This window comes from Caldimicrobium thiodismutans (assembly GCF_001548275.1).
In the GTDB taxonomy this organism is placed as follows: Bacteria; Desulfobacterota; Thermodesulfobacteria; order Thermodesulfobacteriales; family Thermodesulfobacteriaceae; genus Caldimicrobium; species Caldimicrobium thiodismutans.
Window position 1 is genome coordinate 615,433 of sequence record NZ_AP014945.1, and the last position, 26,291, is coordinate 641,723.

The 26,291-nt window shown below is 37.1% G+C and carries 21 protein-coding genes and 2 tRNA genes; 20 read left to right on the forward strand and 3 right to left on the reverse strand.

Features of this window, described 5'->3' with window-relative positions; translation table 11 throughout:
* Positions 1-15 precede the first annotated feature (15 nt).
* The 7 genes from THC_RS09685 to THC_RS03075 all read left to right on the forward strand — a co-directional run bounded on the left by THC_RS09685 (position 16) and on the right by THC_RS03075 (position 8,378).
* Positions 16-2,412 carry a cobaltochelatase subunit CobN gene (locus tag THC_RS09685; RefSeq protein WP_197650988.1) on the forward strand — a complete coding sequence of 799 codons (2,397 nt, stop codon included), beginning with the start codon at positions 16-18 and terminating at the stop codon, positions 2,410-2,412.
* Positions 2,405-3,883 (forward strand): cobaltochelatase subunit CobN, encoded by a 1,479-nt coding sequence (locus THC_RS09690; protein ID WP_197650990.1) that lies wholly within the window; start codon positions 2,405-2,407, stop codon positions 3,881-3,883. The genes THC_RS09685 and THC_RS09690 overlap by 8 nt, the downstream gene beginning before the upstream one ends.
* Entirely contained in the window at positions 3,850-4,887 is a 1,038-nt protein-coding gene (locus THC_RS03055; protein WP_068513159.1) for a magnesium chelatase ATPase subunit I, read from the forward strand. Before THC_RS09690 ends, THC_RS03055 begins: the two co-directional genes overlap by 34 nt.
* Entirely contained in the window at positions 4,865-6,703 is a 1,839-nt protein-coding gene (locus THC_RS03060) for a VWA domain-containing protein (protein WP_068513161.1), read from the forward strand. The genes THC_RS03055 and THC_RS03060 overlap by 23 nt, the downstream gene beginning before the upstream one ends.
* A 67-nt stretch (positions 6,704-6,770) precedes the next feature.
* Complete coding sequence (gene exbB, locus THC_RS03065) at positions 6,771-7,199, forward strand: TonB-system energizer ExbB (RefSeq protein WP_068513164.1); 429 nt, start codon at positions 6,771-6,773, stop codon at positions 7,197-7,199.
* Between the two features lie 2 nt (positions 7,200-7,201).
* Positions 7,202-7,582, forward strand: a complete 381-nt coding sequence (locus THC_RS03070) for an ExbD/TolR family protein (protein ID WP_068513167.1) — start codon at positions 7,202-7,204, stop codon at positions 7,580-7,582.
* Position 7,583: 1 nt separating this feature from the next.
* Positions 7,584-8,378, forward strand: a complete 795-nt coding sequence (locus THC_RS03075) for an energy transducer TonB (RefSeq protein ID WP_068513169.1) — start codon at positions 7,584-7,586, stop codon at positions 8,376-8,378.
* Between the two features lie 11 nt (positions 8,379-8,389).
* Here THC_RS03075 and THC_RS03080 read toward each other — a convergent pair.
* Positions 8,390-8,481 (reverse strand) — tRNA-Ser (locus THC_RS03080).
* Between the two features lie 13 nt (positions 8,482-8,494).
* Positions 8,495-11,683, reverse strand: a complete 3,189-nt coding sequence (locus THC_RS03085) for a bifunctional diguanylate cyclase/phosphodiesterase (protein WP_082706255.1) — start codon at positions 11,681-11,683, stop codon at positions 8,495-8,497.
* A gap of 348 nt (positions 11,684-12,031) precedes the next feature.
* Between THC_RS03085 and THC_RS03090 the strand changes: the two genes are divergently transcribed.
* The 6 genes from THC_RS03090 to thrC are packed head-to-tail and all read left to right on the forward strand — an operon-like array spanning position 12,032 to position 18,492.
* Positions 12,032-13,243 (forward strand): aminotransferase class I/II-fold pyridoxal phosphate-dependent enzyme, encoded by a 1,212-nt coding sequence (locus tag THC_RS03090; RefSeq protein WP_068513177.1) that lies wholly within the window; start codon positions 12,032-12,034, stop codon positions 13,241-13,243.
* The gene (gene selA / locus THC_RS03095) at positions 13,240-14,622 is read left to right on the forward strand and encodes an L-seryl-tRNA(Sec) selenium transferase (RefSeq protein WP_068513179.1); all 1,383 of its coding nucleotides are present in this window, start codon (positions 13,240-13,242) and stop codon (positions 14,620-14,622) included. The genes THC_RS03090 and selA overlap by 4 nt, the downstream gene beginning before the upstream one ends.
* Positions 14,600-16,102, forward strand: coding sequence for a tetratricopeptide repeat protein (locus tag THC_RS03100; RefSeq protein WP_068513181.1), 1,503 nt, complete (start codon positions 14,600-14,602; stop codon positions 16,100-16,102). The genes selA and THC_RS03100 overlap by 23 nt, the downstream gene beginning before the upstream one ends.
* Positions 16,099-16,857 (forward strand): MBL fold metallo-hydrolase, encoded by a 759-nt coding sequence (locus THC_RS03105; RefSeq protein ID WP_068513185.1) that lies wholly within the window; start codon positions 16,099-16,101, stop codon positions 16,855-16,857. Before THC_RS03100 ends, THC_RS03105 begins: the two co-directional genes overlap by 4 nt.
* A gap of 14 nt (positions 16,858-16,871) precedes the next feature.
* Positions 16,872-17,090, forward strand: a complete 219-nt coding sequence (locus THC_RS03110; RefSeq protein ID WP_068513190.1) for a hypothetical protein — start codon at positions 16,872-16,874, stop codon at positions 17,088-17,090.
* Positions 17,091-17,100: 10 nt separating this feature from the next.
* Positions 17,101-18,492, forward strand: a complete 1,392-nt coding sequence (thrC, locus tag THC_RS03115; RefSeq protein WP_068513193.1) for a threonine synthase — start codon at positions 17,101-17,103, stop codon at positions 18,490-18,492.
* Here thrC and THC_RS03120 read toward each other — a convergent pair.
* Entirely contained in the window at positions 18,482-20,008 is a 1,527-nt protein-coding gene (locus THC_RS03120; protein ID WP_068513197.1) for a methyl-accepting chemotaxis protein, read from the reverse strand. The genes thrC and THC_RS03120 overlap by 11 nt on opposite strands.
* Before the next feature lie 397 nt (positions 20,009-20,405).
* Between THC_RS03120 and THC_RS03125 the strand changes: the two genes are divergently transcribed.
* The 7 genes from THC_RS03125 (at position 20,406) to THC_RS03155 (ending at position 26,290) form a co-directional block, all read left to right on the forward strand.
* Positions 20,406-20,491: transfer RNA gene (locus tag THC_RS03125), tRNA-Leu, on the forward strand.
* Between the two features lie 25 nt (positions 20,492-20,516).
* A complete protein-coding gene (locus tag THC_RS03130) occupies positions 20,517-20,768 on the forward strand; it encodes an FmdB family zinc ribbon protein (RefSeq protein ID WP_068513200.1) in 252 nt (83 codons plus the stop codon).
* A complete protein-coding gene (locus tag THC_RS03135; RefSeq protein ID WP_068513203.1) occupies positions 20,769-21,584 on the forward strand; it encodes an electron transfer flavoprotein subunit beta/FixA family protein in 816 nt (271 codons plus the stop codon). It begins immediately after the preceding gene.
* Positions 21,581-22,570: an electron transfer flavoprotein subunit alpha/FixB family protein gene (locus THC_RS03140; RefSeq protein ID WP_068513206.1), complete on the forward strand. Its 990-nt coding sequence runs from the start codon at positions 21,581-21,583 to the stop codon at positions 22,568-22,570. Before THC_RS03135 ends, THC_RS03140 begins: the two co-directional genes overlap by 4 nt.
* Positions 22,571-23,887, forward strand: coding sequence for an FAD-dependent oxidoreductase (locus THC_RS03145; RefSeq protein WP_068513209.1), 1,317 nt, complete (start codon positions 22,571-22,573; stop codon positions 23,885-23,887).
* The gene (locus tag THC_RS03150; protein WP_068513212.1) at positions 23,881-24,171 is read left to right on the forward strand and encodes a ferredoxin family protein; all 291 of its coding nucleotides are present in this window, start codon (positions 23,881-23,883) and stop codon (positions 24,169-24,171) included. The genes THC_RS03145 and THC_RS03150 overlap by 7 nt, the downstream gene beginning before the upstream one ends.
* Before the next feature lie 10 nt (positions 24,172-24,181).
* Positions 24,182-26,290, forward strand: a complete 2,109-nt coding sequence (locus THC_RS03155; protein ID WP_068513215.1) for an STT3 domain-containing protein — start codon at positions 24,182-24,184, stop codon at positions 26,288-26,290.
* Position 26,291 lies beyond the last annotated feature (1 nt).

Here is a 26,291-nt window from a genome sequence, read left to right on the forward strand (position 1 = left end):
GTGGGGGACTAAAAAATGAAAATCATTGTTATTACTTGGCAATCTTATTATAACATGTTTTATAAGATATCTAAAAAAATTAAAGATTTGAATATAAAAGTTTACTCTGCACGAGTTCTTGAAAAAGAAGGTGAAAAATTAAAAGCAGTTTTAAATGAGATTAAGAGTAGTGATCTTTTATTAGTTTATAGATCTACTCAAGAAAGCTTTTGGGAAATCTTAGAAAAAGAAATAAGAGAGGGAAAAATAGGTAAAAAAATTGTCTATCTCTCAAGTGATCCTTCATTTTGGACCTATTCCACCGTAAATCCCGAAATATTGATTAAGGCTCAAGAGTATATTTTGAGAAATGGAGAGGAAAATATAGAAAACCTCTTTTACTTTCTTGCAAAGGAGGTGTTATGGCTTCCTGTAGAATATCGAGAACCTGAAGAAATACCCTGGGAAGGAATTTATCATCCTAAGGCAGAAAGAATTTTCAAAGACATAAAGGATTATTTTTCCTGGTATAAACCCAAAAAAGCTCCAACTATTGGAATTCTTTTTTCAAGACATTATTGGATAAACGATAACTTAGAAGTAGAGAATTTACTTATTTCAGAACTTGAAGCCAAGGGTTTTAATGTAATTCCTATTTTTGCTTACTCTATTAAGGATAAATCTCTTGGAACAAGGGGAACAGGAGAGATTATTGAGGAATGGTTAATAGATGAAGAGGGAAATTCAAGAATTGATCTCCTCATAAAGCTTATTTTCTTTTTCATTCAGAGCAGTAGAGAGGTAGGTTTTGAAAAAAAGGAAGTGGCTGAGAGGGGGGTTGAGCTTTTAAAAAGACTTAATGTGCCTGTTTTAGCACCAGTTATTTCTTATTATAAAACCATAGAAGAGTGGGAAAAAGAGGAGTTAAATCTTGATATAGGATGGGCAATAGCAATGCCTGAGTTTGAAGGGGTTATAGAGCCTATAATTATTGCTGGTCAGGTTGAAGGAGAGGCAGATGAAAGAAGGCGCATGCCTATTCCAGAAAGAGTTAAAAAACTTGTAGAAAGAATTGAGAGATGGATTGAGTTAAAGAGGACCCCTCCCAAAGAGAGAAGGATAGCTTTTATTCTTCATAATAATCCCTGTGCTTCTGTTGAGGCAACAGTTGGTTCAGCAGCTCATCTTGATAGCCTTGAGTCGGTAGTTCAAATTATGAAAAGGATGAAAGAAGTAGGTTACGAAGTTTACCCGCCTGAGAGCGGTAAAGCTCTTATTGAGGAAATTATGAATAAAAAAGCCCTTTCTGAGTTTCGCTGGACAACTGTTGAAGAAATTGTTAGCAAAGGAGGAGCACTTGCTTTAGTTGAGGTAGAAGAGTATTTAGAATGGTTTGAAGAGCTTCCAGAAAAAACAAGGGAAAGGATGATTTTAGCCTGGGGGAATCCTCCTGGGGAATACAAAAATGGAATACCACCTGCCATGGTTTATGAAGGAAAAATTGTGATCACAGGGGTAAAATTCGGAAATGTGGTAGTTTGTGTTCAGCCAAAAAGGGGATGTGCAGGACCAAGATGTGATGGTCAGGTCTGTAAAATACTTCACGATCCAGATGTGCCTCCCCCTCATCAGTATATAGCAACCTATAAGTGGCTTTCAAGAAAATTTAAAGCCCATGCTATAGTCCATGTGGGAACCCATGGGAATTTAGAATTTTTACCTGGAAAGGGAGTTGCTTTAAGTTCAGCCTGTTTTCCTGATATAGGAATAGACACAGTGCCTCACCTTTATATTTATAATGCTGATAACCCTCCTGAAGGAACCATTGCTAAAAGAAGATCCTGTGCGGTGCTTGTAGATCACATGCAAACTGTTCTTACTGAATCAGGCCTTTATGAAGAACTTGAGGAACTTGATAGACTCCTTGGAGAATATGAAAGTGCAAAAAGAAAGGATCCTGCTTTAAAACACACTCTTGAACACCAGATTTTGGAGGCAGTTAAAAAAGCAAAATTGGATGTTTCTACAAAAGTGTTTTATAAAGGTAAGAAAAAAGCACTTTCTGAGCTTTCTCCTGAGGAAACCCATGAAATTTCTTTTGAAGAAATTGTATCTGCTTTGCATTCTCAGCTTTCTTTAATAAGGAATACTCAAATACAGGACGGTATGCATATTTTTGGAAAACTGCCAGAAGGGAAAAGAAGGGTTGAGTTTATCTATTCCATTTTAAGATACGATCCAGGAGAAGAAATAAGTTTAAGAAAGGAAATTGCTAAACTTTTAGGATACGATTTAAAAGAACTTCTCTCTTATAAGGAAAAAGTTGATGAAAGGACAGGGAAAAGTTTTGGTGCTCTTTTAGAGGAAATAGATAGACTCGGGAAAGAGGTTGTAGCAGAGATTTTAAAGCAGGAGGGAATAGCCTATGAATAAAGAGGAAAAATTAAAAAGCATAAATTGGGAAGAGCCCCATTGGAGAGCTATAAGGGAAAAAGTTTTAGATTTAAATAAGAGAATTGAGGAATCAAGGGAGATTGAGGCCTTATTGAAAGGGTTTGATGGGGGTTATATTCCAGCAGGGCCTTCGGGACTTATAACCAGAGGAAGGGATGATGTATTACCGACAGGTAGAAATTTTTATAGTCTTGATCCCCATAGAGTTCCAACTAAGTCAGCCTTTGAGGTTGGGAAAAGGCTTGCTGAAAAACTTATAGAAAAACATCTTCAAGAAGAAGGAAGGTATCCTGAAAATGTGGCTATTTTCTGGATGGCAAATGATATAATGTGGGCTGATGGTGAGGGAATGGGACAGATTCTTTGGCTTTTTGGAGTAAAACCAAAGTGGCTTTCAAACGGAAGGGTAAAGGGTTTTGAGATTATTTCTTTAGACGAGCTTAAAAGACCAAGAATTGATGTAACCATAAGGGTTTCAGGAATAACAAGAGATAATTTCCCCATGTGTATAGAATTAATAGATGAAGCTCTACAAGCTGTAGCAAGTTTAGATGAACCTGAAGAGATGAATTTTGTTAAAAAACATGCGTTAGAAATTCTTAAAACTAATGGTGGAGATTTTAGGTCAGCAACTTTGAGGATTTTCTGTTCCATGCCAGGGGTCTATCAGGCTGGAACTCAGCTTGCAGTTTATGCCTCAGCCTGGAAGACAGAAAAGGACCTTGCAGAAGTTTTTCTTTATTGGAATGGCTATGCTTATGGAAAAGGTATCTGGGGTGAGGCAAAACACAAAGAGTTTGCCAATATTTTAAAAACCGTGGATATTACCTATAACAAGGTGGTATCTGACGAATATGATCTTTTCGGATGCTGCTGCTATTTTGGGACCCATGGAGGAATGACCTCTGCCGCAAGATATCTATCTGGAAAAGAAGTAAAAACCTATTATGGAGATACAAGAGACCCTGATCATGTTGAGGTGAGAGATCTGGCAGAAGAATTAAGGAGAGTGGTGAGGACGAAACTTTTAAACCCTAAATGGATAGAAGGAATGAAAAGACATGGATATAAGGGAGCTGGAGACATTTCTAAAAGAGTGGGAAGGATTTATGGCTGGTCAGCAACAACCAAAGAGGTGGATTCCTGGATCTTTGATGATATTGCAAGAACCTTTCTTATGAATGAAGAAAATAGGAACTTTTTTAAGGAAAATAATCCCTGGGCTCTTGAAGAGATAGCAAGAAGACTTCTTGAGGCTTGGGAAAGAGGACTTTGGGATCCCGCTGAAGAGGTAAAGGAACACTTAAAGAAACTTTATCTTGAAATAGAGGGTTGGCTTGAAGAGGGAATGGGGGATTTAAAAGGGAATTTTCAAGGAGGTAGCATAGATATTATTACGGCTGAGGAGGTAGAGACTTGGAAAGAGAAGATGAAAAACCTTTTAGGGTAATCTATCCCTTTACAGCCATTGTGGATCAGGAAGAACTTAAACTCGCTCTTATTTTAAATGTGATTGATCCTCTAATTGGCGGAGTTCTCATTATGGGAGAAAAGGGAACCGGGAAAAGCACTGTAGTTAGGGCTCTGGCTGATCTTCTTCCACCCCTTGAGGTAATTAATTGCCCTTTTCGATGCTCTCCCCATGGTCCTTACTGTGATCTCTGCAAGGAGAAACTTGAAAGGGGAGAACCCCTGGAAAAAATCAAGGTAAAAATGGAAATGGTTGAACTTCCCTTGGGTATTACTGAAGATCGCCTTCTTGGAAGCATTGATCTTGAATATGCCCTTATCACTGGAAAGAAAAAGTTTGAACCCGGCCTTCTTGCCAGAGCAAACCAGAATTTTCTATATATTGATGAAGTTAACCTTCTTGAGGATCATATTGTAGATCTTCTTCTTGATTCAGCTGCTATGGGGATAAACCGGGTGGAAAGAGAGGGAATTTCCTTTACCCATCCTGCCCGTTTTGTGCTTGTGGGAACCATGAATCCTGAAGAGGGCGAACTTAGACCTCAATTTCTTGATCGCTTTGGCCTCTGTGTGGAGGTGCATGCCATAAAAGATAAAGAGCTTCGTAAAGAGATTCTAAAAAGGCGTCTTTCCTTTGATACAGACCCAGAAAGTTTCATAAATCTCTGGAGAAAGGAGCAGGAAAACCTTGCAAAAAAAATTTATCTTGCCAAGGAAAATCTGTCAAAGGTTAAAGTTCCTGAAGAGATCTATGAAAAGGTAGTTGAAATAACAACAGAGTTAAAACTTGATGGCCACAGAGGGGATCTCACCTGGATTAAGGCAAGTAGAGCCCTTGCATCCCTTGAGGGAAAGGAAAAGATTACCAAGGAAGAACTCAAAAGGACAGGACTTATGGTTTTAAGGCACCGACTTAAAAGACTTCCCTTTGAAGACATAGAAAGGGAAAAGGAGAGACTCTATGAACTTTTGGAAAGACTTTGAAGAGACCTTTTTTCCAGAAATAAAGGGAAATCTGAGTGTAAAACTTGCCTTAGTGCTTAATCTCATTGATCCAAATTGTAGCGGAGCACTAATTCTTGGAGAGTCTGGCACAGGAAAATCAAAACTTCTTATAAACTTTTACAAAATGGCCAAGGCCTTAAGTTTACCCTGTGAATATCTTCCCCTGGGGGTGAGTGAAGAAAATCTTCTTGGAGGCCTTGATCTTGAAAGAACCTTAGAAAAAGGAGAAATTATCAACTTTGAAGGGATTTTATCTAAGGTTAAAGGGGGATATTTACTTGTAGATGACCTTTATCTTCTCTCTGAATCCCTTCTATCTATTATTTTTAGTAAGATCCATACTTTTACCCTTATTGCTACCCATAATCCCCTTGAGGGTGAGATAAACCCCCATTACCTTGAAAAAATAGGACTTATTGCCTTTACTGAGGCCTTTGGAAATAGAGCGCTTCGCAAGGATCTACTGAAAGAAAAATTTAATTTAAATGATGAGAAAGAGCCCTCTCAAAGGGCCCTAAGAAAAATAATTCTGGTAAGAAATCTTTTAAAAAGGGTAAAGATCCCTGAGTCTATGTGGGAAAAGGCAGTAAATCTTGCCTTAAAAGAAGGGGCTCTATCCCACCGAAGTGAAATCATCCTTCTTCTCTCTGCAAGAGCCTTTACAGCTTTAAAAAATGAAGAGTCCATAAAAGAGGAGTATCTCTCCTTCCTAGCACCCTTAGTCTTCACCCATAGAAAAAAATTAAAAGAAGAAAAACCTGTAGAACCTAAACAAAGGGATATAGAGAGCAAAGGAGAAAAAAAAGAGGAGTCTCAAAGAAGAGAAATTAAGCCTGAAGAGAGCCCTAAGGATGAAAAAGTGGGAAATTTCAATTTTTCAATGGATACAAAAGGTAAGGTAAGTGAAGAAAAAGGAGAAGAAGAAAGGGAAAATCTTCAAAAGCCATCTTCTTCTAAGGAAGAAGTTTTCCCAATAATTATGCCTCAAGGGGTTTCTGAATTTCTTCTCAAGGGCAAAAAGGTGGGTTCCCATGGGAAAAGGCTTTTGGGAAAGAGCCAATCATCATCCTTTCGCAAAATAGGAATAAAATTCCAGGGTGAAAGAAGGGAAATTGACCTTTACGAGACTCTCAAAGCAAGCCTTCCCTATCAAAAAGTCAGAGGCTTTAATGGAAAAATAATCATTAAGAAAGAGGATTTAAGATTTTCAAAAAGAGAGGGAAAGGGAAGGACTCTTCTTTTGCTTGTTGTAGATGGTTCTGGTTCTATGGGAGTTCATCAGCGAATGAAATATGTAAAGGGAGTTATTTTTCATTTTCTTAAGTCTTCTTACAGGAGGCGAGATAGAGTGGCTATCATAGTTTTTAGAAAATTTGGAGCCGAGCTTCTTGTTCCACCCAGTAATTCCCTTGAGTTTGCCTATAGAGTCCTTAAGGACCTTCCAGTAGGAGGAAATACTCCCCTTTCTGCAGGGCTTGAACTTGCAAAGAAAACGATAAAAATTTATAAGTCTTCCCATCCCCAAGATCATATCTTGCTTCTTCTTTTTACAGATGGCAAAGCCAATATCCCCATTAAGCCAAAGGGGGACCCCTGGAAAGAGATAAAAATTTTATCTGAAGAAATTGCAAAAATTAAGGGAATTACGGGTATTGTTATTGATACAGAAAAGGAAAGAGAGCTTATCCGTTTTGAACTTGCAAAAGACCTTGCTAAAATGCTAAGAGCTCACTACTTTAAGATGGAAAATTTAAGTGAAACCACTTTAGTAAAAATTTTAAGAATTGCCAATTAAAAGGAGATCAAAAGGCAAGGGCTTTTTGCCAAACCAACTCATTGGGAGTTAAGGGAGGAGAAAGGCTATGGAGAGTTTGAAATATGTAATTGACTATGGAATTATTGGGGTTCTTCTTTTTATGAGTGTTATTTCCTTTGCCCTTTTTCTTGAAAGAAGAAGCACCTTTAAAAAAATAAAACTTGAAAAATTTAGACATAAAAAAGAGCTTGAGATGGAACTTACCAAGGGACTTTATGTGATAGCAACCGTGGGATCAAATGCTCCTTATGTGGGGCTTCTTGGAACGGTGCTTGGAATTATGCTTACTTTTTATCAGATAGGAGAAACTGGTCTTGCCGATACTGCAAAGATTATGCAGGGCCTTGCTTTAGCCTTAAAGGCCACAGCCGTTGGCCTAATGGTTGCTATTCCAAATATTGTAATGTATAACTACCTTCTGCGAAAGGTAAAGGAAATCCTCTCCTCCTTTGAAATTAAGCAAGGTGAGGAATAAAAATGGAAGAAAAAGAATTTGATAACATTAATGTAATCCCCCTTGTGGATATTATGCTGGTTTTGTTAACCATTGTGCTTGTTACCGCAACTTTTATCTCCATTAAAGCCCTACCTCTAAAACTTCCGGAAACAAAATATACCAAAGAGCTTCCCCAAAAAAGAGCTATAGAATTAACAGCCACAAAGGATGGGAAAATAATCTATGAAGATAAAGAGATCACTTTAAAGGACCTTGAAATGCTTCTTAGCTCCCTATCAGAAGAAACTCCCATAGTGATAAATATTGATAGGGATTCTGCAGTTCAAAATCTTGTTAATCTTTTAGACTTGTTAAAAAAATACCACCTAAGTAGGATATCTATAAAAACCATTCAAAAGTGAGATGCTTTCTTTCAGAGCTTTAAGCCTATCTTCGCTTTTGCATTTTCTTTTCCTTTTGGGCTCTTATTTTCTTTTTTTGGGGCTCTATCAAGCACCCTCAAAGGAGATTCTTGAGATCGATCTTTCTGAGATGCATTTTCAAGAAATAAAAGATGAGAATACTTCTTTTGAGTCTCAAGCAAAGCACTCTACATTAAAGTCTATATCAAAGGCAACTCCAAAGAAGGAGGAAAAAACTGAAAAAATAGAGCAAACTCCCAAAGTTTTAGATCCAGATCAAGGGAAGGTGATTTTAAAAGAGGAGGTCAAGGAGAAGATTTCCCATGAAGACTCACCGGATCAGGTTAAAAATGTGGCTTTTCATGGTTCAGCTCTTTCACAGGTTTCAGCTCAGAGCTTTAAGGAGGTTTCTTCTGTTGAGAAAGGGGGAATAGGCCATGGCTCAAAAGATGGGGAAACCAGGGTTACAAAAATCTCCCATGGAGAGGAGGGGGGCTCTAAATATGACAGAGAAAAGCAATATCTTTCCCAGAAATTACATATTATTTCAGAGCTTCTCAGAAAGCATCTTGAGTATCCCTATCTTGCAAGGCGTATGGGCTGGCAGGGGGATCTGGTGTTAAGCTTTGTGCTCACTCCCTCTGGTGAGATTAAAGAGATTAAAATTCAGAAATCCACAGGATTTGATGTGCTTGACAGAGCTGCCAAAGAAACCCTGCTTAAGGTCTCAAAATATTTCCCGAGACCAGAGGTTGAAGTAAGAATAAAAGTTCCTATAAGTTTTAAGTTAAATTGAGTTTACAGATACGGAGGGGGCGGGATTCGAACCCGCGGTACGAGGTTTTGCCCCGTACATGCGATTTCCAGTCGCACCCCTTCGTCCGCTCGGGCACCCCTCCAGAATACTTGAAACTACAATAATTTTAATCTCTCTTTAGAAAAAAGCAACCTTTCTATCTCTTCCTCAGGAAGGGGTTTACTGATATAAAAACCCATAGCGTAATCACATCCCATAATATCAAGGGCCTGAAGCTGTTCTTTAGTTTCAACTCCTTCTGCACAGACCTTTATTCCAAAGGAATGGGCAAGATCAATAAGTCCCTTTACTAAAGACATCACTTTTTTATCAAACATCATATCTGAAATAAAGGAACGATCAATTTTTATAATATCAACAGGAAGTTCCTTTAGATGAATAAGAGAAGAATAACCTGTCCCAAAATCATCTAAAGCAATTTTTATAGAATTTTCTGTATCTTTAAGAATTGTTAATATTTCTTTAGCTTTATTTATATCTCTAATTACCGTTCTTTCTGTAATTTCAAGACACAAATAAGGATAATTATCTTTGGGTAATTTTTTTATGCGATAAATAAAGTTTTCTTCAAAAAAGGTTCTGGCAGAGATATTTATAGAAAAATTAAAATTCCATTTTTTAATTTGCTCAGAGGCTTTTTGAAGAACCCAATCTTCAAAGAGCCTTAAATAAGGGGAATTTTCAAGGTAATCAATAAATTCTGATGGAGGATAAAGCTTTTCATCTTCTTTAATGCGCACTAAGGCCTCAACTCCAGCAATTTTATAGTTTGAAAGTTCTATATAGGGTTGATAGTAAAAAATAAAAAGATTCTTTTTAAATGCTTTTTGAATAATTTCTTCAGTCTTAATAAATTTTTCAAATTGTTTACCAAGTTCAGAATTATAGAACTTAAAGGTTATATTTTCTTTTTTAGCTGTATTTAAAGTAAGGGTTGCCTTTTCATAAAGTTCTTCAAAAGATGAGCCATCTCTTGGATAAAGAACAAGACCAAGATTATACTCAAGTTTTATAAAATTATTTTCAAAAATTATTGGTTTTTGAAAAGAAAATTTGATTTTTTCAACTATTTTATTAATAATTTCTATTCTTGGAAGATCAAAAATCCATAGGGCAAATTCATCACCTCCTGCTCTTCCTATAATATCTTTTTCTGATAAGATACTTTTTAAACGCTTTGCAACTTCTTTTATAACCTCATCCCCTCCAGTAACTCCATAGGTATAATTGATCCAGGAGAGATTTTGTATATCTAATAAAAGAAGAGCAGATAGACGATTTTTATCCTCTGCTATTTTTTCATTTACTTTAAAGCTAAAGGTGGGAAAGTTATAAAGTCCTGTTAATGGGTCATAGAATTTGAAGTATTCAATTTCTTTGATAAGATATTCTTCCTTTGTTACATCTTTGCCTATGGCAATGAATCTGATTTCTCCATCCGGTAATTTAATGGGATGGATAGCCTCTTCAAGTTTGAAAAGGCTCCCATCTTTAGTTCGATTGATAATAACAGTTGAAAAGGTCTTACCAGAAAGAATAGTATCCCATAATTTTTTATAAAATTCCTGACTGTGAAGTCCTGATTTAAAAATACGAGGATTTTTTCCGCGGATTTCATCGGGAGAATAGCCTGAAATTTCTGAAACAAAGGGGCTACCATATAAAATAGTTCCATTTTGGTCAGTTATAACAACCCATTCTTTACTTTGTTCAATTACATGAAAAAGAAGTTGATGTTCCTTTTGTAATTCAATCTTTTCGAGGGCAAAGGATATATCTTTTTGGATTTCCACTAAAATCTCTCTTATTTCTTCGGTAAAAAAATAAGGAACAGAAGAAATGAGGCTTAATACACCATAGGATTTTCCATATTTGAAAAAGGGGATAGCTACACAAGAAAGAAAATTTCTTTTAAGCATTTCCTCTTTAAAATCTTCAGGAAATGGAAATTTAGGTGTATATTCATTAATAGTTATTTCTCCTTTTTTTAAGGCAATAAGAGCTGGATGAGTTTCTTTTAAGTTTTGTAAGTAAGGAATACATAATTTTTTTGGAAAGTCTATTTCTTTACCATAAGAGTAAATAAAAGTAATAATAGGGTCTTCCTTTTCTATTTTTCCAATCCAGGTAAGCTCAAGATGAAAGGTCTCAGTAAGGGTCTTACATAAATTTTCAAAAATCTCTTTTTCCTGATTAGATTTTATAATAATTTCGTTAATTTTTTTGAGAATTTTATTAAAGGTCTCAAGCTGTTTCTCACGAGTAATATCAATTCCGATGATAAGACCTGTGGGTTTATTGTTATAATGTATCGTTTGGGTATAACAAAAAAGGTGAATTATTTTCCCAGATTTGTGTTTTATTCTTAAATCTGGATAGAAAAAAGGAAATTTTTGACCTTTAAGTCTTCTTTTGAGTATTTTTTCAGCTAAAGGCCTATCCTCTTCATAGACAAGATCAAGGGGGCTCATGTTTAATATCTCTTCAAGGGTATAGCCAGTAACTTCAAGGCCACCCTTATTACTGAAGATGAATCGATCTTGATAGGCTGCTATTATAAGTCCAGGGTGATCTAAAAGATTTTCAAGTATAGATTTATTTCTGAAGAAAATGGATAAAAAAAGAATTTTTTTTAAGATCCTATTAAGTCTTTGAACTTCCTCTTTAGAGGCCTTTTCAAAATGGTCTATATTTTCAATTTTATCTATAAAATCTTTATATTTTTGATAGAAAGCCTTTTTAAACATAAGAAAATGGTAAAAGGGAACGGAGATTGTTTCCTCTATTTTAAGAAATTCTTTTTGATTCTGAGGAAGATCATTAAAAAAGCGCTCATACAAAAATAAAAAGTCAATCTCCTTATTATAGAGTTTTTCAAGTCCTTCCTTAAAACATTTGACAAAGACTATATCAATATTTTCAATGGGTAAAGAAGAAAGCAGAATTCCAAGATAAAAGAAATTAAGCTCAGGAAGACCAACTTTAAAGACTTTTTTACCTTTACGAAAATTTTTGAGGCATACAAGAATTAGCTTATCCTCTTCACCTGCCAACCGAAAAAGGGGGATGTAATCCTTTTCCATTAAAAGGATAGCTACATCTGGAGAGGCAAGATAAAGATCAGGCTCTTTTTCTTGCAAAAAAGTAAGCTCCTGTTCAAAGGATTTAAATGTATAGGGCTTAAATTCTTTTTGAAAGAGATTCGTTAATATTTTTGTAAAATTTTGCCAGTACTCTGGATTTCTCTCCGTGTCACAAGGACAGATTCCAAATGTAAGAGACATATGTTAAAATATAATTAAGATTTTGAATTAAGTCAATGGTAAAAAATGCGTATTAGCTTATAAAATCTAAAAAACTATTAAAGATCAAAACTTTATTGACATTATGTAGGCATCTTCCTCATCAAAATGCCAAATCACATTCATTTAATTATAATCAATGTAGGGAAAGCTTATACTGTATGCCCCAGTAATGCAATTTAAATTTGGAATTAGAGAAATCTAATTCAAAAAATGATTGAAGAAAAAATTCCTATTTAAATCCCAAAAGATATGGACTTATACAGGGGCTTGACAAATGAGATTTTGGGAGGATTATTTAGGATTTAAAAAGGAGGAAGGAAAAAGGAAATGGGGTTTACGGTTAAAATTAAGCCAGCCAATCGCACCTGGGGCGTGGAATATGCCATACGGGATATTGTAGAGACCTCTAAGGAAGCCTTAAAAAAAGGAAAAGACCTTATTTATCTCAATATCGGAGATCCTGTAAAATACGGTTTTTCTACCCCTCGCAATCTAATTGAAGCCGCCTACAAAGCTATGCTAAAAAATCAGAATTCTTATTCAGATTCTGTTGGAATCCCCGAGGCCCTCTCTGCTATTGAGAAATATGCAGAAAAAAAGGGTATTAAACCTATTGATATCTTCATTACTCAGGGGGCAAGTGAGGCCATAGAATTTGCCATTGCCTCTTTAGTTGATCCCGGAGAAAATATTATACTTCCCTGTCCCTGTTATCCTTTGTATCAGGCTATTACATCAAAACTGGGTATTGAACCAAGATTCTATTATCTTGACGAGGAAAACAATTGGGAACCAGATCTTAATTCCTTAGAAGACTCTATTGATGAAAAGACAAGAGCCATAGTTATTATAAATCCAAACAATCCAACTGGCGCTATTTATTCTAAAAAGATACTCCTTGAGCTCCTGGAAATTGCCAGAAAGTATAACCTCATTATCCTCTCTGATGAGATTTACGATCAATTTATCTTAGATGTAGGTGTTGAGCATATTTCCATTGCCTCTTTAGCTGAAGATGTCCCTGTGGTGACCTTTAATGGTCTTTCCAAGTGTTATTTTGCTCCGGGCTGGAGAGTTGGCTGGGGCATAGTATCTGGTCCAAAGGAAATTCTTGAAGATTACATTGAGGCTATTCACAAGCTTGCCAGATCAAGACTCTGTGCTCCTCATCCCTTACAGTATGCCATCCCTGAAGCATTAAATAATGAAAATGGTTATATAAAAAAAATACTTCCAGAACTCAAAAAAAGAAGAGATCTGATCGTTGATGGACTAAATAATTTATCTGGTATCCGATGTGTAAGACCTCAAGGAGCCTTTTACGCCTTTCCAAGGCTTGAATTACCAGAGATATCTGATCTTGACTTTACAAAACAACTTATTATGGAAGAAGGTGTAGTGGTTGTCCATGGAAGTGGTTTTGGTCAAAAGCCTGGAACGAAACACTTTCGTATCATCTTTTTACCTGAGGAAAAGGTTTTAAAAGAGGCCCTGGTTAGAATTGAACGCTTTATTAAAAGGATTTGTCCAGCAGGATGAGAATCCCTTCTGTTCATGAATTAAAGGAAAGGTTGGCTAAGTTACTTCCTGAGGTCCCCTTTTCTTTTTTTACCGAACCAGCAAGAATGGTTGCGCAGACCCTCAGAGAAAAAAAACTTAAAGAGGGGCTTAAAACTATATCTGATAAAGAGCTTGACCGCCTTCTTTTGAAGGCCTTTGAGGATTATCATAGGCCTCATCTTAGGCGAGTGATCAATGCTACAGGAATTATAATTCACACTAATCTTGGAAGAGCACCTCTCCCCTCAGCTGCTATTATTCATTTATTAGATATAGGACCTCATTATTCAAATTTAGAATATAATCTTGAAGAGGGGAAAAGAGGGAGCCGTTACGAGCATGTGGAAGGTATCCTCAGAGAATTAACTAATGCAGAAGGGGCTTTGGTGGTAAACAATAATGCCAGTGCAGTGCTTATCTCTTTAAACACCTTAGCCCAGGGAAAAGAGGTCATTGTCTCCCGGGGTGAGCTTGTTGAAATTGGAGGTTCCTTTAGAATCCCTGAGGTTATGAGATGGGCTGGATGCATTTTGAAAGAGGTAGGAACCACTAACAAGACTCACCTGCACGATTATGAAAATGCTATCAATGAAAATACAGCCCTTCTTCTTAAAGTGCATAAAAGTAATTATGCTATAGTTGGTTTCACAAAAGAGGTAAGCACTGAAGAACTTGTTGCCCTGGGTAAGAAAAGAGGGCTACCTGTTATGGAGGACCTTGGAAGTGGATGCTTCATTGATTTTTCAAAATATGGTTTAAGCAAAGAGCCTACTGTGCAGGAAGTAGTAAAGGCTGGAGTTGATGTGGTGACCTTTTCAGGAGATAAACTTCTGGGTGGACCTCAAGCAGGTATTATCCTCGGAAAAAAGGAGTTTATCGAGAGGATCCGTAAAAACCCCTTAAACAGGGCTATACGCATTGATAAGTTTACCTTAGCGATGCTTGAGTATATCCTTAAGTTATACAGGGATGAGGCCATAGCTATTAACAATATACCTGTTCTTGAGATGATATTTTCTAAGCCCGATGATATTAAAAAGAAGGCTCAAAGGCTTAAGCGAAATATTAATGCCCTTGGGCTTCCTTTGGAGGATTTGAAAATTGTTCAAACTACTGCTAAAACTGGCGGAGGGGCTTTACCTCTCCTTGATTTACCCTCCTATGGAGTTGCCTTAAAAATAAAAGACCTTTCTCCTCAAGGTCTTCACGAACGATTGCGAAAGGCAAATCCTCCGATTATTGCTATTGCAGAAGAGGATTATTTAGTTTTTGATGCAAGATGCCTTTTTGATCAGGATTTAAATATAATCCCAGAAATTTTAAAACAGATCTGCAATGAGCTTGGTTTCACCTCTTAAAGCTGAAAAGTTATCTCAGCTTTTATCCATTTATCTTTCCAAAAAATACAATATTACTATTTCCGATAAAATTACACCCTTTGAGGAGACAACAGAAAGTCTTCTGGAAAAGGGGAATGAAGCCATTCCAACAATCTATATGGAGAGAATTATACTTGAAAACTATAAAGATAATTTTTATTCTGAAAGGCTACTTCAGATGCTACTTTCTGTTGAGCCCTTACCAGGGTATATTTTTCAATTCAAATATGTCCCTCCCCAGAATTATCCCTTTTTCAAGATTTCCGAAAAACTTTACTTTTATCCCCTTTTTTTTGGAAATACAAAAGAGCTCTTTATTGAGCTCTGGAGAAAAAATAGAAGCTTTAAATCTTTTTTTATTGAGTTAGAGAAAAATTATTCTTTTTCTGGTCTTCTTTCTCAGTTAAAGCTTGTCACAGAACTCTCCTTTACAAGATTTAACCATAGGGCCAGAGAATCCTTACAGGAAATTCAGAAGATTTGGGATGAGGGAATGCTTCGGGGATGGATTTCAGCTTTTAAGAAGCCTTCTTCTCTATTGTTTGTTTGCAATAGAGCCCTTCCTGAGAATTTTAATGGGTTCTCTGGAAGAATTCATTCTAAAGAGGGCTCTTTGAATTACTATATTTTTGAAAAGGCTGATCTTGAGAAAATAAGATCTCAACTAAAGGGTTTTTCAGGCACGATTGGAATTGTAACCTTTGAAAAATGGAAAGAAGAACCTTTTAAGAGATTTAATCCTCTGCTTTTAGGTTTTGCAGTTTATGAACATGCCAGGAGGGCAGGTCTTAAATTTCATCTCTTAGATGGCTTTACCTTACATGTTCTTGCAGACCTTTATTATGAGTGGGAGGATTTAGGAAGAGCTCTTAATATTTATGAGCTTGCCAGAGCCTTTACCCTTCAGCCTATTGAACTTGCCCTTAGTGAGGCATCCATTTATTATGCCTTTTCAGAGCTTGAAAAGGCTGAAAAGACCCTTAGAGGAAAGCTCTGCGGTTGTGTTAAGGAAGACCCTCGGATCCACTATAATCTGGGTATTATTTATAAAGAAAAAGGTGAAAAAGAAAAGGCCGAATATCATCTTTACAAGGCCTATCTTCTTGAGGAAGAAAATCCCCTTTTTAGAAAGGATTTACTTAAGTTTTTCTGGGATGAGGGTAGATGGGAAGAGATGGAGGCTATACTTACTAAGGTAAAAAACTTTACCAAAATAGATAAGATTTTCTTAGGAAAGCTCTCATTTTTGAAAAAGGATTATGCTAAGGCCCTCACCTACCTGAAGGAGATAATTGATTCTCCTGAGAGAGATGGAGAGTCTCTTTATTTTCTGGCCTGGCTTTATTTATATTATAAGAGAGACCTTTCTGCAGCGGATTTATTTTTAAAAGAGGCCAAGCATCAGCTTTCCCGGGGGGCCTATGAAAAATTAGTTGAGGAATTTGGGCTACCCAGGTGAGATTAACCGTCCTTGGTTCTGGCACAGGGTGGATAACACTAAAAAGATCATCCCCTGGATATCTTGTCTCTGCTGATAATTTTCATTTACTCCTTGATATTGGTCCTGGAACTCTCCGACAAATCTTAAAGACTGGCCTAAGGATAGATGAAATTTCAGCTCTCTTTATCACCCATTTTCACCCAGATCATGTGTCAGATCTTATCCCTTTTTTCTTTGCCACAAGATATAACCTTGGTTACACAAGAACTGAACCATTTACATTGTATGGACACCAAAGTTTTACCAATCTTTATGAGGGATTAAAACAGGCCTTTGGGCACTGGGTCTGCCCACCAGAAGGTCTTCTAAATTTATATTTAATTGAAAAGGAGAGTGTAACAGATTTTGAAATTGGCCCTTTCCAGGCAAGGTCTGTTGGGGTCAAGCATAATCCTGAGTCCTTAGCTATTAGACTTGAATTTTCTGGAAAGAGCCTTATTTATTCAGGGGATACAGGTTTTTCTGAGGAATTAATTGAACTTGCTAAAGGAGGAGACCTGCTTATTCTTGAATGTGCCAATCCTTTAGGAGCTTCAAAGGGCTTTCATTTAGCTCCTGATGAGATTGCAGAAATCTCTTCCAGAGCAAAGCCTAAGAAATTACTTTTGTCCCATTTTTATCCTCATAGTGAGGATGTTCCCCTGGAAATTATTCAAAAAAAATTCTCTGGTGAAATTATACTTGCCAGAGATTTATTAACCCTTGAGCTGTGAGGAGGAAGAGGCAAATGGAAGGAGTTGACCCAAAGACTTTACAGAAACTTAAAGAAAAGGTTCAGAAAGAGCTTGCTCAAAGGGAGATTGAATCTCTTGAGTTCTGGCTGCAGGAGATTTCAAAGGTTTATCAAAAAAAACATGCAACCTTAGAGGAACTAAGAAGTGATTTAAGGCTCTTTATTGATAAAATGAAAAACCGTCTTGAGATCTTAAAAACAAAAGGCTATTAAGGAGTGGGATATGAAATATATAAGCACCAGAGGTGAGATGCCTCCCATCTCTTTCATTGAGACGGTCTTTGAGGGGCTTGCTCCAGATGGTGGTCTCATCATACCTGAAAGGATCCCGCTTCTTTCAAAGGAAGAGAAAGAACGCTGGAAAAATCTAAGTTATCTGGAGCTTGCCTATGAGGTCTTTAGATTATTTGTCTCTGAGATACCTGAAGAGGATCTGAAGGATTTAGTTAAAAAAAGTTATTCCACCTTTCATCATCCTGAGGTAACACCTGTTCTTAAGGTAGGAAAGGTTTACATCCTTGAGCTCTTTCATGGCCCAACCTTTGCCTTTAAAGATGTAGCTTTGCAGTTTCTTGGAAACCTCTTTGAATATCTTCTTAAAAAAGAGGATCGCAAGATTAATATCCTCGGGGCAACATCAGGAGATACAGGAGCCGCAGCTATTTACGGAGTTAAAGGTAAATCAAATATAGCTATATTTATTCTTCATCCCCATAAAAGGGTCTCTCCGGTTCAGGCCCTTATGATGACAACAGTCCTTGACCCTAATGTGCATAATCTCGCCATCCTTGGCTCTTTTGATGACTGTCAGGCCATTGTGAAAGAGCTATTTATGGACCTACCCTTTAAGAAGAAATACAATCTTACCGCAATAAATTCCATTAATTTTGCCAGAATCCTTGCCCAGATAGTATATTACTTTTATGCCTATTTTAGAATTAGCGAGTCTACTGGAGTTGAGGAGGTGCGGTTTTCTGTCCCTACTGGCAATTTTGGGGATATCTTTGCAGGTTTCTTAGCTAAAAGAATGTTTGGAGAAGGAATTGAAAGACTAATTCTTGCAACGAATGAAAATGACATTCTTTCCCGTTTTGTAAACTATGGCGATTATTCTGTAAGAGAGGTAATTCCAACTATCAGTCCTGCCATGGATATCCAGATTGCCAGTAATTTTGAAAGATATCTTTATTATTTGTATGGAGAGGATGCCCAAAGAACTTCCTTTGCTATGCAAAAATTTGCTCACACCAAAAAGTTAATTTTTTCTGAAGAAGAGATTAAAAGAGTTCAAAGAGACTTTCTTTCTCGTTCGGTCAATCAGGAGGAGACCTTACAAACCATTAAAGATTTCTATGCTGAAACAGGCTATCTCCTCGATCCACATACCGCAGTCGGAGTTAAAGCAGGACTTACCTTTAAAGATGAAAGACCTATGATCTGCCTTGCCACAGCTCATCCAGCCAAATTTCCAGAAGTAGTTAGTAAGGCCATTGGTAAGGGTTTTTCTCTGCCTGAGGAGATTGAAAGGTTAAAAGCGCAACCTCAGAAATTTGAAGTTCTGGAGAAGGATAGAGAGACTGTAAGGGGCTATTTAGAGAGATTTGCTATAACTTAAATCCTGTCATTATTTGATTTATCTTTTCAATTAAATCAATAAGGATTTTTACTTGAGAGGACTGTAACTCAAGCAGTTCTCTAATCTTCTGAGAGGATGTATAATTATTATGGGCATCATCAGCCATAAATTTAGAAGTATCTCTGGTTTGCTCTATTTGTTCAGCTATAGATCTTATGGCAATACTCTGCTCCTCAACTGCTGAGGCAATTGTTGTAGCAACATCATTAATTTTGTTAATTATTTCACTAATTTCATCTGTTTCTTTAACCGCCCTTTGGGTTTCCCTTTGAATCCTTTCTACTTTTTCTGTAACCTCAAGAGTTGCCTCAGAGACTTTTTTAGCAAGGTCCTTTACCTCATTTGCAACAACTGCAAAGCCTTTGCCGGCCTCACCTGCACGGGCTGCTTCAATGCTGGCATTCAGGGCAAGGAATTTGGTCTGTTCAGCAATACTTGAAATAAGATCTATAACCGCTGATATCTCTTGCGATATACTATTTAGCTCATGCATGGCCTCTTTGGTTGAGATGGCCTTTGTGACAGCTTCTTTTGAAATTTGGGAGGCAAGATAGGTATTTTGACTTATTTCTTCAATAGCTCTTGTTATTTCATGGGTTGAAGTTGCGCTATCCTCTATGGTCATATTAATGAGACCTGCCTGTTCAAGTAAATGTTGAGACCTTTGAGCAGAATCTTCTGTTGCTTGAAATACCTCATTCTGAAATTTACTAAATTCCTGTGTGAAATTCTGGACCCCTTTTACTTCCTCCCGTAATGTTCCAAGGATATTTCTTAAATTTTCTTTTACTCTATTTAAACCATTATGAATTTTACCGAATTCATCTGTCCTATTTGAGGTTATCTGGAAAGTTAAATCTCCTTCAGCCATTTTTTCTGAAAAGGTTTCCACATCTAAAAGGTTTTCTTTAAGGGTTTTTTCAAGGGATCTAATAGTTAAAAATAGAAAAAAGGCAATAGGGATTAAAAAGGTAAGATATATTACTTGGGAAATCCTTTTAGTTTTTTGAAATTCCCTTTTTTCAAATTCTAATTTTTCATCATAGAACTTAACAAGAGTTTCTAACCCATCCCAGAGGAAGGCCTTGGAATATTTTTGAAATTCGGCATAATGAGAAAGAGCTTCATCTATATTTTTTGCATCCTTCATCTTTATAACAATGGCATTCATTTTTTCTCCAAGGGTTATAACATTCTGGAGATTGGAAGTATCATTTTTTATTTCCCTAAGTTGGGCAAGGCTTTTATCAATAGAAAGTGAACTTAAATCTTCATTTAATAAGGAACTGAGAAAATTTACCTTCCATCTTAAGTGTTCAGCTCGTACTTTTTCAGCTCTACGAAGATTATCCTCATAAAGGGTGATTTTTTTCTCAAGTTTATAGAGGAGATATTCCTGAAGAAGATAAAAGATCCCTCCTATAGCCATAATAGAGAAAACTATACCGAGTATAGCTAAACTAATCTTCCTTGCGAAGGTAAAATTTTTAAACATCCTATAGCCCCCTCCTTCTGCAATTTTTCTTCAAGAAAATATTATATAAATATCTTTAAAAGTCAATACCAATGTATGCATCTATACCTTTTGAGACTCTATAGGATTTTTTCTTGGGGCGCAACACAAATTAAATCTCTCCACATGCCATTCCCCTCTGGAAAGAAAGGATAAAAAATCTACAAAATCTTTCCTTAAGCGCTATATTGTATGGGTTTAATATTGAATAAGTTCAGATCCTTACAAAAAGGAAGGATGGAAGGGGAGGTGAATAGTTAAGAAGTAAGAAGTGAGAAGTGAGAGGTAAGAGGTAAGAGGTAGAAATTTAGGTCCCAAAAGATTTGGATACATACATGCCCTTGCAAAAAAGAGAAAATTGGTTATTATTTTTTAAGTAGCCCGGGTGGCGGAATAGGTAGACGCTGTGGACTTAAAATCCACTGGAGGACCGCCTCCGTGCCGGTTCGAGTCCGGCCCCGGGCATTTCTCCCTATATGAGAGGTCTGTTATGCCAATTTATGAATTCAGATGTCAGGAATGCGGGGATGAATTTGAAGTTCTTTTAAAAAGTAAAGAAGAAATAACCACCGTGTGTTGTAAGGCCTGTGGGTCAAAAAAAGTAGAGAGGCTTTTAAGTGTTGTGAATTCTCTTTTAAGTGGGGGTAATCCCAAGGGTTCTTCAGGAACTCCTGCTGTGGAATCCCACTCTTGCCCCACAGGAACCTGCACACACCTCCATTTACCAGGCCATCAAAAATAAATGCTCAACCTTTTAGTATCCATTAAACAGGTTCCAGACACAACTAATATTAGAATCAATCCTGAGACAGGAACCCTTATCCGTGAGGGGGTTCCCTCAATCATTAATCCCTATGACCTTATTGCCTTAAGCACAGCTTGCAAATTAAAACAAAAATATGGGGGTAAAATAGTTGTTATTACAATGGGACCGCCTCAGGCAAGATTAGCTCTAAAAGAGGCTGTTGAATTTGGAGCAGATCGCATTATTTTGCTTTCTGACCGGAAATTTGCAGGGGCAGATACCTTAGCTACAAGTTATACCTTAGCTGAAACTATCAAGTTTTTAGAGAAAGAGACCCCCTTTGATTTATATCTGTTTGGAAAGCAGGCTATTGACGGAGATACTGCTCAAGTTGGTCCAGGGGTAGCTACTCGCTTAGGAATTCCAGTTGTGACCTATGTCAATAAAATTGAATCCATAGATTTAAAGGAAAAGACTATAATTTTACATCGGAAGACCGAGAGGGGCATTGAGATTCTCAGAGCAAAGCTTCCAATTTTAATTACCTGTGAGAAGGAGCTCTCACATGTGCCCTTTGTTCCCTTTTCAGAGATATTAAAGGGTATTCAGAGTGAGCCTGAGGTCTTTACTGCAGAGGGCCCTGTTTTCTTTGAACGGGATAAACTTGGCTTAAAGGGCTCTCCTACTCAAGTTAAAAAGGTCTTTACCCCTGAACTAAAAAAACAAGGTAGCTTATATGACCTGAAAGAGCATTCTCTTAATGATGTGATAGGAAAAATTTTAGAAATCTTGCGGGCCAAAGGGTTACTATGAAAGAGGTCTGGGTCTTTATTGAGCAGGAAGAAAATAAAATTCATCCTGTTTCCTTTGAGCTTCTTGGAATTGCAAACACTTTAGCTGAAGACTTATCAGGAAGGATTGCTGGGGTAATTCTTGGAAGTGAGGTTGATAATTTAGCTCCAGAGGTTTTAGCCTATGGGGCTCATAAGGTTTATCTTGTTGAACATGATTGTTTAAAATATTATAGACACAGGCCCTATGCAAAGGCCTTAAGTGATCTTGCAAAGAAGTATCATCCTGAAATTCTCCTCCTTGGAGCAACTCCTTTGGGTAGAGATCTTGCTGGAGGGGTGGCTACTCTTCTTGAAACTGGCTTAACAGCTGATGTTACCGAGCTTTCTATAGAAAAGGAAACTGGCTATCTCCTTATGACCCGTCCAGCCTATGGTGGAAATATTATGGCAACCATTGTTTGTCCTCATCACCGACCCCAAATGGCAACGGTTCGCCCAAGAATTTTTTCAGTTCCAGAGAGAAAAGAAAATCCCAAGGGTGAGATCATAAAGGAAAAAATTGATCTCTCAGAAGATCTGGCAGGTATTGAGAGGTTAAATTTTATTCCCAAGGAAAAGACTGTTAATCTTGAATATGCGGATGTTGTAGTGGCAGGGGGAAAGGGAATCGGAGGGAAAAGGGAATTTGAAAAATTAAAAGAGCTTGCAGAACTCCTTTCAGCTGAGCTGGGAGCCTCTCGTTTAGCTGTTGAGTCTGGTTGGATCTCTTATGAGCATCAGGTTGGTCAAACAGGAAAAACAGTAAGACCAAAGGTATATTTGGCCTTTGGCATCTCTGGTGCTATTCAACATAGAGCAGGTATGCAAAACTCTGACTTTATCATAGCTGTAAATACGGATAAAGGGGCTCCTATTTTTAAGATTGCAGATATGGGAATCCTTGGAGATTGGAAAGTTGTAGCAGAGGCCCTTATTTCAGCCCTAAAAAAGGAAAAGGATAAGTAAATGAGTGATTTCTCCTTTGATGTGGTTATCGTTGGAGGAGGCCCAGCAGGGCTTGCCTGCGGAATCCACTTAGCTAAAAAGGGGGTTAAAGTTCTTCTTATAGAGAGGGGTAGATTTTGTGGCGGGAAAAATCTCTTTGGCGGGGTTATTTATTCAGAATCTTTAAAAGAGATCGTTCCCGAATTTCCAAAGGTTGATCCCTTTCCTGCTGAAAGGCCTGTTACTGAAGAAGGCTATTTTATCGTATCTAAAGAGGGTGTGGTTAAAATTTTACATACTAAGAAAACCCCGGAGGAATCCTTTACTGCGCTCAGGGCTAAATTTGATAATTGGCTCTCTGAATATGCCTTGAAAAAAGGAGTTTTTATTGCTCCAAAAACAAAAGTTGTTGACTTTCTCTGGAAGGGATCTCAGATAACAGGGGTTGTTCTTGATAGACCCAAAAGTTTTCAGGATGATAGACCTACAGAGATCTCTGCAAAACTTGTCATTCTTGCAGAGGGGGTTAACAGAGTTCTCACTGAGAAGGCCGGGCTTGTATATGGTCCTTTTAAGCCCGAAGAGGTTGTCCTTGCAGTTAAAGAGGTGCTGCAGCTTCCTAAGGGGGCTATGGAGGTAAGGCTTGGGGTCTCAGAAAATAAGGGTCTTGCGGTAGAAATAATTGGAGAAATAACCTCTGGTCTACCTGGAACAGGCTTTCTTTATACGAATAAAACAACTCTTTCCTTTGGTGTTGGAATTTTTCTAAAGACCCTGGTAGATTTAAATCTCAAACCCTACGAACTCCATGAGAAGGCAAAGGAACACTCCATTTTTAAAGAGTTATTTCAAGGAGCTGAGACCTTGGAATACGGGGCACACCTCATCCCTGAATGGGGAATAAAGGGGCTTCCTAAGTTGTATGGAAATGGAGTGCTTGTAATAGGAGATTCTGCTGGACTTGTAAATCCTCTTTTTAGAGAGGGCACAAACCTTGCCATTTATTCGGGTTTAATGGCAGCGGATACCGCTTTTTCAGCCCTTGAAAAAGGAGATTTTTCAGCTAAAACCTTAAAGACCTATGAAGATAGATTTAAAGAAAGCTATATTTATAAAGACCTTATTTTACTTAAAGATTTAAAGGAATTCCTTTTTAGGAATAGTCACTTTTTTTCTATATATCCAGATATGCTTTACCAGAGCCTTAGTCTTTATTTTTCTGCTCAAGGGAGATATAAAAGAGATGTAATACGCGAGATCTTTGGTATAATCCGAAAAAAGAGAGGTCTTTTTGGGGTTTTAAAGGATTTCTTAAATATAGGGAGGCTCTTTTGGTAGGTTCAGTAAATATTGATGAAAAGATCTCAAGTGTAAAGTTTTTTGTGGATGAAGAATATCCTCATCTGCGTATTAAAGATGAAAAAGTATGTTTAAAGTGCAATGAAAAGCCCTGTCTTAACTTTTGTCCTGCAGGAGTTTATAGGTTAACTGAGGAAGGATCAATTCTTATTAGTTATCAGGCCTGTTTAGAGTGCGGATCTTGTAGAATTGGATGTCCCTTTGAAAATATTATCTGGAGCTACCCAAGAGGTGGCTTTGGTGTAAACTATAAATTTGGATAAGGGGTAAGGTATGTCACAAAAAATTCCTTATCAAATAATATTTTATATCTTTTTTTTAGTGGTGCTTTTTTTTGGGGTTTACATTCGCTTTGATGATACCCGTATCTGGGAACAAAATTCAGCTTTTTTCTTCTACAAAGGTGAGCCCCTTTATTCGGAATATGATTCCTTCTACTTTGCAAGGTATGCCCTGGATATGAAGGAGGGCCTTTTTAAAAGTGGAGAGATTGATAACTTCCGTTTTTATCCTGATAATTCTTCTCAAGCTAAGCTTAATGATAAGGAATCTTTTGCAGCAAAATATTCCTATTCGGGGCACTTAATAAGTTACATTTTTTATCTTCTTTCTGAGATTACGGGTAAAAGCGTAGCCTGGCTTACTTACTGGTTGATCCCCTTTATGGCAGTAACAGTAGCTATACCTTTATTTTTTTATTTCAATACCTTAGGGCTTCCCTGGGCAGGGCTTTTGGGAGGACTGATAGCCCTCTCAGCCCCGATGTATCTCGGAAGAACAGGTCTTATGCGCCTTGATCACGATGTCTTTAATCTAACTCTACCATTTTTGATAGCCTTCTTCTTTTATCAATTTTTTCAGAGTAGGTCCCTTAGGGGAAAGACCATCTGGATAGCTCTTTCCAGTGTTACATTAATTTTTTATCAGCTCTGGTATGCCCATTCCAATCTTAATTTTGTATTAATTTTGTCCTTTCTTTTTGCTTATTTCTGGGATTACTTAAAGGGCCTTATTTTTAAAAGGGAGGTAAAGAAGCCTTTTTCAAGGCAGGATATTTTATTTTTGGGGATCCTCCTTATTCCTCAACTCTGGTATATCTGGGCAGGTCCTTATTATCTCTATTTACAGGTGAAGACCCTGGTTTTTAATTTGAAGAACCCTACCTCAGCGGATATTCTCTTTAAAGACTTTCCTAATATCTTTATGTCTATTTCTGAGCTCCAGAAGATGAATTTCTGGGAAGTTCTGGCCGCAGTTATATTTAATAAGTTTTTGGGTGTGCTGGGTTTAGTGGGAGCCTTTGTGCTCTTTGTTTTTCATTTTAGAAGTCTTATTTTTCTTTTTCCTTTTTTTGTCATAGGCCTTCTTTCCTTTATTTCTGGAGCAAGGTTTGCCATGTATCTTGCCCCTTTTATTGGTCTTGGCCTTGGGTATTTAGTGCACTTTCTCTTTGAAAAGGCCTTACCTTATCTTGATATTTATAAAGAGGAATTCAAGCAGAGGCTTGTTACCACCTCAGTTGGGATTTTAATCTTTATTTCAGCTCTTATTGCCCAGAGAGAGGCCCTTGGGTTACTCAGCACTCCCAAGATATTTTCTCCTTTAGTAAGGGATATGGAGTGGATAAGGATTAATACTCCAAAGAATGCGATAGTCTTTAGCTGGTGGGATTATGGATACGCCTATCAGCTTTATGCCCGTAGAGCAGTTTTTCATGATGGAGGCTCTCAGGGAAGTCCTAAAACTTATCTTATTGCCAGAGCACTTTCAACCTCTGATCCCCGTGAGGGCTGGTTGTTGACCTCCTTTATTTCTAATTACGGCCTTTCAGGGCTTGCTAAGATTTTAAAGGAGGGGAAGACAGCAAAAGAGGTAGTTGAAGAGATTAAAAAGGGCAAATATACTAAATCAATTAAAGATCCCATTTATTGGGTCTTTACCGATGATCTCATTTCCAAATTTGGCTGGATTTATTATTTTGGAAGTTATGATTTTGATAAAAGGGAAGGTATTTTTGGTAAAATCATCGCCCCTACCTGTAAAATTATAGCCTCAAATCTTATTCAATGCCCTGAATTACAGGATGCAATTATTGATCTTAATAACGGGATAATATCTGTTAAAAATGCTTCGGTTCCTTTGAAAAATTTTTATTATTATGATGGAAAAACTTTAACTGAAAAGAAATTTTTTGAACAGGGTTATACGATTGAGATTGTAAAAACTGCTTCTAATCAAACCGGTCTTTTTCTTGTTGAGCCTCCTGCAGATAACTCGCTCTTTAATCAAATGTTTCTTTTAAGAAAATATGATCCTAAATATTTTGAATTAGTTTATGATGATTTTCCTCATGCAGTTATATATCGTGTTAAACCTGAATAGA